The sequence below is a fragment of the Phocaeicola sp. RTP21198st1_B8_RTP21198_201120 genome (assembly GCF_040929485.1).
GTDB classification, from domain to species: domain Bacteria; phylum Bacteroidota; class Bacteroidia; order Bacteroidales; family Bacteroidaceae; genus Phocaeicola; species Phocaeicola dorei.
In genome coordinates this window covers 47,414-54,660 of sequence record NZ_JBCOCI010000026.1, presented here as the reverse complement: position 1 = coordinate 54,660, position 7,247 = coordinate 47,414, and the positions used below count along the sequence as shown (strand labels likewise).

Below are 7,247 nucleotides of genomic sequence, written 5' to 3'. Positions count from 1 at the left end.
CAAAATCCTGAGCAACTTTTTGTTGCTCAGGTACTTAAAAAGTTTAATTTATAATAGTGTTGCGGAATTAAGGATTATATAAAGCATTGGCAGCCTGTTCAAAATGTTCAGGAGTCTTAAACACAATAGCCTCTGTTCCCTGAGACAACGGTTCTTTATCAAGAAAATCACTGCATGCTGTCAATGCCATCACTACAGCCGATACAAGAAAAAATTTATTTATTATGGTTTTCATACGTTTATATTTTAACAGATTATTAGAATGTAACATCTACTCCGAATGTCAGCAGTCTGCTGAACGGGAATGTATTATTTGAATTTTCACCATATTCCGGATCATATCCATCCTTTACTTTTGTCCATTCCCAAAGGTCATCACCGGAGAAGTAAACTCTCAGTTTGCTGAGTCCGGCTTTTGAAATCCACTTTTGAGGCAATGAATACCCTACTACCAAAGATTTCAAACGGACGTACCGATTATTCTGAACACTGACATCTTTGTTATTATAGTTCCACTTATTAAAATCCTGATCACGTGAAGCGATAGTATATTCTGCATCCCGATTATTCTCACTCCACATTTTCCCTGCGAAGTTTTTATTTTGCAGAACATAATTTGTTGTCCATGGAGCAGCCAAATATCCATTTCTTAACAATACTTGTTTACCTACTCCCTGGAAGAAAGCCGAGAAGTCGATTCCTTTCCATTCCAACCCCAATTTAAAGCCAAATGTCAAACGAGGGGCCATATCTCCTGCATAGTAAAGGTCATCCTTCGTGATAGCACCGTCGCCATTCAAATCGACTACTTTGCGAGCACCCGGACGAAGTGTATTGGTAGCCGCCTCCTGAGGTGCAGGAAGAATATTATTAGCTTTCGGTCCTGAATGATCCGCATTCCAATAGTACTTTTCATAATATGCAGCCACTTCATCCGCATTTTGGAAAATTCCATCAGTCTGGTATACATACAATGCTTGTCTTGGCATTCCTATCAAGCGATTTTCATTCTTACCCTCATTGGGTACATTTTCATTATTAGCTAATTCAAGCACTTTTGACCATGCATCCGAAAGAGATCCTCCAATACTATATTTCACCTGACCTATTTGATCATCCCAATTCAAAGCCAATTCCCAACCACGGGCACGAAACTTACCATTGTTGCTTTTAGGAGCAGCCGCACCTAAAATAGAAGGATATTGTACATCAATAAACATTCCGTTATTGGTCTTGATAAAATAATCAAATGAACCTCTCAAACGGTTACTGAGAAAGGCAAAATCCACTCCCACATCGTGACTGTCGATAGTTTCCCATGTACGGTCCGCAGATCTCATACCGTCTACCCACAATGAAGTATGCGTACCGGGATTTATACCAAAAATAGTCGTACCAGTTTTGATAGTAGCAAACCTTTCGTAATTATCAATACCTTCCACACTACCCGTTCTACCATAATTATAACGCAGCTTCAGATCACTCAACCATGAAACATCTTTTAAAAAGTCTTCATTTGAAAGTCTCCAAAAACCAGAAATAGAGTAAAAATTCTTCCAACGTTGTTCTTTCGCTAACTTAGAAGACCCATCCCGACGTCCCAATATCTCTATTGAGTATTTATCAGCATAAGTATAATTTAAACGTCCTAAATAAGAAACCAATCCCCAAGAATTCTGTCCACCGTATGCCTCATTATTATTTCCATTTACCCATACATCCAAATCTGTTAATCCGGACCCCGGATAAACAGCACCGGATTTACGAACCGCACCTACCTTTTTATATGTTTCTTGTTCGGCAGTCATACCCAACATGGCAGAAACGCTATGTACATCAGCGAAAGTACGGTTATAATTAGCAAAAGCACCTAAAGTAATGTTTTCCCATTTTTCTATTTCTTCTTTCAATTGTCCGGGACCTTGCTTATTACCAGTCTGTGTACCTACCCAATCATAATATTGTACTTTATTCTTCACTTCCTGCATATTTCTCTGTACAGTTTTATAAGCTCCCGAAGCTGAAATAGAAAGTCCTTTTACCCATTTAGAAAAATCATAAGTCGCTTTGGCACTTCCTCTGAAGGTTGTCAATGAATTTTTCTTTCCCCCCCCTTGAGTCAACCCGCCAATAGGATTCCGGTTACCACTGAATGTATCATAAGCCTGACCATTTTGATTATACACAGTCCAAAACCAAGGGTCAAAATATCCAGCTCCCACATCAGTAGTTGGAGTTATAATATCACGTTTGTCATACGACATGTTTGTTTCAAATTTCAAAGCATCTGTCGCTTGATAATCAGCATTTAAACGACCACTATATTTTTTTTCTCCATCATTAGCAACTTTCAATTGTGAATTATTATCCGCATATCCCAAAGATGCCCGATAACTGAATTTTTCATCTGCTCCCGAAATACTAATCGAATGCTTTTGGGAAGTTGCCTGACCATAAAGATAATCCATCATATACACATTTGGATCCCAACGTTCTACCTTATCGCCATTTTGTAATGTCAAGACTTTACCTGCACGAAGGGCATTAAAAAGTGTTTCTCCCTTATATACTGTTGGTGCACCAGTAGCCGGATCAATATCTGATTGATCCAGAGTTGGACCTCCAAAAGAATTAAATATCCACCAATTCACAGCTTTATGAATTTCATCAGCAGTAGTCAAATTAGGATTTAAAGCGGCAGCATCGTTATATTGAGCTTCATAAAACATATCCAACCATTCCTGATTATTTGTGATAGGGGGCTGAATACCATTAATTGTACGACTAACTGAACCACTATATGATATTTGAGCCTTTCCTTTCTTACCACGCTTTGTTGTCACCAGTACAACTCCTGAGGCTGAACGGGCACCATAAATCGCTGCTGAAGCATCCTTCAGAACTGAAATATTCTCAATATCACTTGCATCCATGGCATTTAACTCATCCAATGAACCAGTTATACCATCAATGATAACTAATGGAGAAGATTTTCCGTTGACAGAAATATCACCACGTATTTTCATCTCTGCTCCCTCACTACCCGGACGAGTAGAAGTGCGTGTAATTGTCAATCCCGGAACTTCACCTTGCAAAGCGACTGTAGCATTAGCAATACCCTTATTTTTAAAAGCCTCATCCCCCTTGATCTGACTAATAGAACTAGTTAAAGAAGCTTTCTTTTGGGCACCGTAACCAACCACTACTACTTCATCCAGCACCTCGGTATCCTCTTTCACAACAACCTTAATGCTCGTTTTCCCTGATATATTTACTTCCTGAGCCTTGTATCCGATATAAGAAATAACCAATATGCCTTTTTCCGGGACATTATTCAATATAAAGTTACCATCAAAATCGGTAATTGTACCATTAGTCGTACCTTTTACTTGTACCGTGGCACCAATAACAGGTTCTCCGGCAGCATCCACTACTTGACCTTTCACTGTACCAGCCTGCATAACAGACTGTAACTCATTCACCTCTGCAAATACAGCCTGCGGACTACCTGCCAACAAGGCAGAAGCCATCACCGTAGAAAACAAGATTCTTCTCGATGAAAATTTAAAGAATTCGTTTTTCATAAACTTGAAATTTAATATTAACAGTTTTATTGTTGTTTTCTTATTATATACACTGTTTGATAAACTCGCGCACCTCATGCCGCCCTATCCTTAAATGGTTTTCAACGGTACGATGCGAAAGATTTAATTCCTCTGAAATATCTGAAATAGATTTGTCTTCAAAACGACTCATTGCATAAATAGTACGACGCTGTGGAGGAAGCAAAGACAATCTATATTTCTCACATGCTTCCAAGTCATCAGCCACCACACGAGCCTCAGTCTCATTTGTATAAGTTACCGCATGCTCATATAAATAAGAAGTCACTTCCTGCCTCTTATAATAACGACGTAAATAGTCAGTCACCAAATTACGGGCAATGGTAAAAATGAAATACTTAATAGTTTCTGCACAGAGCATCCGATCGTAATCCATCAGCCGTACATACACATCTTGTGCCAAGTCTTCTGCCTCTTCTTTATGACCTATCTTATAATAAAGATACAGATAGACCGAATGATGATAATTCGCATAAGAGTCTTTTATTAATTGAATAGATTTCATGGATATGTTTTTCATGTCTTCAGCTTTTTGGGTTACATTTACGAATGCAAATATAGAAGGTAGAAGAACAAGAAAAGCACTTTTCCGGTTCCAATAAATCTCATATCATTACCCTAGACAAAAACAGTTTAAGCTGCTAATTTATAGCAGCTTAAGGATTTGAGACTATCAGTATCATATAATAATTTGATACTCTCAACAAGAAATAGCGAGGTTATTCATTGTTTTTCCCAATACTTCGGATGTACTCATTGGGAGTGATATTTGTCGCTTTTTTGAAATATCGGAAGAAAGAAGCCCGTGAACTGAATCCGCACAACTCTGCCAAAGCACTCAAAGTGTATTTAGCATATTCATCTTTCTCCACCAAGCGCTTGAATTCAGCTATACGATAATCATTAATATAATCATAATAATTACGGTTTAAATACTGATTAAACAAATAGGACAAAGTATGAGATGAGGTTCCGATAGAGGCGGCCAAATCGGCAATCTTCAAATTAGGATTGGTATAAGGCTTTTCTTTATGCATAACAATCTCCAATTTATCCGCCAACCGTTTACATTCTTCCACACTTATCTTATTTGTCTTATACTTTTCTTCCGCTACAACATTGGTTTCCTCAACCGGTTGTATTTCCTTTTCTATAACCTTAGCAGGACCAGGCATTGGTTCTTCCCTTTCGTCCTCTCCCTCTTTCTTCTTTGACAAAAGAATAGCAATACCTCCGGTCACCACTGCTATCACGATAAACACTATGCTCCATATACTGATAGAAGAAGCGATTTTAACCGTCATCTGAGTTTCCGACTCTGGATTCCCCGTCCGCCTTACTTTAAAAGTATAGGTACCGGACGGCAAATCATAATAAGTCATATCCGAACGACCTGTCACAGCTATCCATCCGGCATCCTCACCCTCCAACTGATATTCATATGACATAAAGGCAGGTGCCGTATAACTGAAATCGGAAAAGTAAAAGGTAACATTCTTTTGAGAAGACTCCAATGAAATTTCACTCTTGCCGCCATCTCTCACAACAGATTGCACTACAGATTTTCCATTTACACATACATCTGTTATGGCAACCGGATAGGGAATGGATTTCTTCTGATTCATCCGCACTGCATCCAAATACAGAAGCCCTTTGGAGTTTCCAAACCAAATGCCATTCTCATCACGCACCGGCGGACAAAGAGTAAATATGGAACTGGGAATGCCATCGACAAAATTATAAGGAATAAAACAGTCTTTCTTATCATACCGGAACAAACCATTGTTAGTTCCCAGCCATAACCACTTTTCACGATCCTCCACAACAAACATACCATCATTCCCATCCAGAGGAGTCCCCGGCTGCAAACGTCTGAAAGTAGTCATTGATAAATCAGAGATAAAAAGCGAGCCTTTGTCCGGAAAAAAATAAAGATCATGGTCGGAATCTTCGTAGATCACTCTTACTTTTTCCTTATGAATAAATCCTTCAGGAAACACATCGGTTTTTAATGTCCGGACGGAAGGGTCCCAAATACACATTCCATTCTCCGTACATATCCATCCTTTATGGGTGGAATCAAAATAAATTTCATATACATTCCCTTCCGGCAACTTAGAGTTGGCACTGGTATAATGAGCTATCTGTCTGCCATTTTTATAGCAGAATATTCCTAAAGATGTTCCTATCCACAAATTACTTTCATTATCCTGCTTGATACAGAAAATATGTCCTTTACTGAAAGGCATTCCTTCATCGGGGGCAAAATCTCTGAGTGTCAAAGTTACAGGATTGAAAACATACATTCCCCCACCGTATGTACCTATATAATACTCATTCTGATAATACAGACAACTGAAAATCATATTTGAGCGTAACTGTGGAACCTTGAAACTTTTATAACGATGATTTTCTTCGTCAATATAAAAAAGTCCGTCACGAGATCCGATCAGCTTTTCCTTCCCCTCGATGGCAAGTGCACGTACCGGCATATCTCCGGAATCAAAAAAAGGAGCATACGTATAAGTGGAGAACAACCCGCTCTGATATAATGTGTAATCCAATCCCAGCTGATAGAATCCTACCCATATCAATCCTTCCTTATCAACCAAAACAGAATAAACGGAATTAGAACGCAAAGTCTCATCCTTCCCTGTTTCATGACGCATGGAACGAACAACTTTCTTTTTATCCGTTGATACAAAATGAACTCCGTTACCATCCGTCCCTACATACAAAAGGCTTTTGCCATCACCGGACAAAGAAGAAATGACATTACAACCTACATCAACAAAACGGGCAAATTCTTTAGTTTGTGTATCAAAACTGATGATTCCCTGTCCCATCGTTCCCAAATAAAGCATACTCCCTATCCGGGCTATATTCTTAAAGGAACAAACATGTTTCTCTTCCACCACATTATGATAAGCCACTATTTTTCCATCTGAGAGTTGTAAGGAATAAAGACCATTCTCCGTAGCCATCCAAAGTATTCCATCTTCCCCCAAATTCAAACCACCAATCGAATTCGCCGCCGACAACATATTAGGATCTATCATAATTTGGTTCAGGCTCCCTTCTTTATAAATGAAAAGTCCTCTTTCTGTTCCGATATAAAGTATTCCTTTCCCATCATGTAAAAGAGAGCGCACAGCATATCCTATCGTTTCACGAGCAATGGGTTCCAAACTGTTTTTCGCTCTACTGACACGCCATAGTCCACTGCCATTCCCCATCCACAATTCATTGCCAGGCATTTCGGCAATGGCATTCACCCGTTTCAATTTTTCATCTGAGCCCGGAATAAGATAATGCTTGAAATGAATCCCGTCAAAACATTCCAGTGAATTACCGGTTCCCAACCATACATAACCCAAAGAGTCTTTATAAATGGCATTTACTACCAAATCTGATAATCCCTCAGTTACAGACAAGCCACGAAAAGCATAGGAACGAGAAAAAACGGGTAAAGACAAGAATATAAGAAACAATATAAATATAAATCTTAAAATGTTTTTCATTACATTGTGCATATTTGGAACCTCGTGTTTATCAAATAATGCAAATATAGTGAAAAGGGAATATATTTTCCCTATCAAAAAAAGAAAAAATCATCATCCACTT

General features: G+C 38.7%; 4 protein-coding genes. All 4 read right to left on the bottom strand.

Translation table 11 applies throughout. From position 1 onward, the window contains the following. Window positions 1-67: 67 nt before the first annotated feature. The 4 genes from AB5935_RS11760 to AB5935_RS11745 all read right to left on the bottom strand — a co-directional run bounded on the left by AB5935_RS11760 (window position 68) and on the right by AB5935_RS11745 (window position 7,156). Window positions 68-235: a hypothetical protein gene (locus tag AB5935_RS11760; RefSeq protein ID WP_368327433.1), complete on the bottom strand. Its 168-nt coding sequence runs from the start codon at window positions 233-235 to the stop codon at window positions 68-70. A 22-nt stretch (window positions 236-257) separates the two neighbouring features. Then, window positions 258-3,584: a SusC/RagA family TonB-linked outer membrane protein gene (locus AB5935_RS11755; RefSeq protein WP_038610834.1), complete on the bottom strand. Its 3,327-nt coding sequence runs from the start codon at window positions 3,582-3,584 to the stop codon at window positions 258-260. A gap of 43 nt (window positions 3,585-3,627) precedes the next feature. Beyond that, window positions 3,628-4,143 carry a sigma-70 family RNA polymerase sigma factor gene (locus AB5935_RS11750; RefSeq protein ID WP_038610837.1) on the bottom strand — a complete coding sequence of 172 codons (516 nt, stop codon included), beginning with the start codon at window positions 4,141-4,143 and terminating at the stop codon, window positions 3,628-3,630. Window positions 4,144-4,342: 199 nt separating this feature from the next. Then, the gene (locus AB5935_RS11745; RefSeq protein ID WP_038610840.1) at window positions 4,343-7,156 is read right to left on the bottom strand and encodes a two-component regulator propeller domain-containing protein; all 2,814 of its coding nucleotides are present in this window, start codon (window positions 7,154-7,156) and stop codon (window positions 4,343-4,345) included. Between the last annotated feature and the right edge of the window lie 91 nt (window positions 7,157-7,247).